1 protein-coding gene and 1 pseudogene are annotated in these 1076 nt (G+C 60.6%); both read left to right on the forward strand.

Translation table 11 applies throughout. The features are described 5' to 3' along the window. A partial coding sequence (locus AC1DHD_RS16335; protein ID WP_476880706.1) for a carbohydrate ABC transporter permease occupies positions 1-682 on the forward strand: 682 nt, incomplete at its 5' end. Between the two features lie 146 nt (positions 683-828). Next, a pseudogene (locus tag AC1DHD_RS16340) lies at positions 829-1076 on the forward strand (carbohydrate ABC transporter permease); the annotation flags it as partial.

Raw genomic sequence — 1076 nt, forward strand, 5'->3', positions numbered from 1 at the left:
GTTTTACGCTGTGTTGGCGGTGCCGTTGGAGATCTGCGTGGCCTTGGGGCTCGCGCTCCTGCTGAACCGGGTCGGGCGCGGCGCCGGTTTCTTTCGCACCGTCTACTACCTCCCCAAAATGACGCCATCAGTCGCCACCGCCGCAGTCTTCCTTCTGCTGTTGAACGGGAATACCGGAGCCATCAATCAGGCGCTTGGATTCTTCGGAATCACCGGACCCCAGTGGCTGATTGATCCGGCTTGGGTAAAGCCCTCAATCGTCCTCATGACCCTGTGGGGAGTCAGCGGCACGATGGTTATCTTCCTGGCGGCGCTCAAGAGCGTCCCGAAGGACCTTTACGAGGTGGCGTCCCTGGACGGCGCAGGTCCCGTCCGTCAATTTTTCTCCATAACGGTCCCCATGATTTCGGGAGCCATCTTCTTCAACGTGATTGTACTGACGATTGCGGCGCTGCAGATCTTCGATCAGGCTTATCTTCTTTTCTGGCGCGACCAGACCAGCACGGCCCCCGAGGCGTCGCTGTTTTACGGCATCTACCTCTTCCAGCAGGCGTTCCGGGAGTTCAACTTCGGGTTCGCCGCCGCCATGGCCTGGGTGCTGTTCGTCTTCATCCTGCTGATCAGCCTTATCCAGGTGAAAATCGGGAATCGGTTCGTCTACTACGAGGGGGAAAAACGCTGATGGCGACACTACGGACACAAGCCACGGCCGAACCGGCCGCCGCTGCAGAGACTTCGGTCGTTTCCTCCGGCGGCCGGCGACCCCCACGGAGGGCGCGGGGTGCACGTCCTGCGGCGGCCAGGTTGGCGCTTTGGACGATCTTGATCGTGATCAGCGGTGCTTTTCTCTACCCGCTGGTGTGGCTTATCGCGGCCAGCCTAAAGCCGCGCTCGGAAGTGTTCGACAATGCGCTGATCCCCCGCACGTTCTCACCGCAAAACTATCTGCAGGTTTGGGACCAGCTACCGCTGGTTCACTGGGTGGTCAACAGCTTCCTCATCGCAGTGCTGGCCGCCACCCTCGTCACGGTTTCCAGCGCTATGGTCGCGTTCGGTTTCGCCTACTTCCGCTTCCC

This window comes from Arthrobacter sp. 05L45_2, assembly GCF_056397525.1.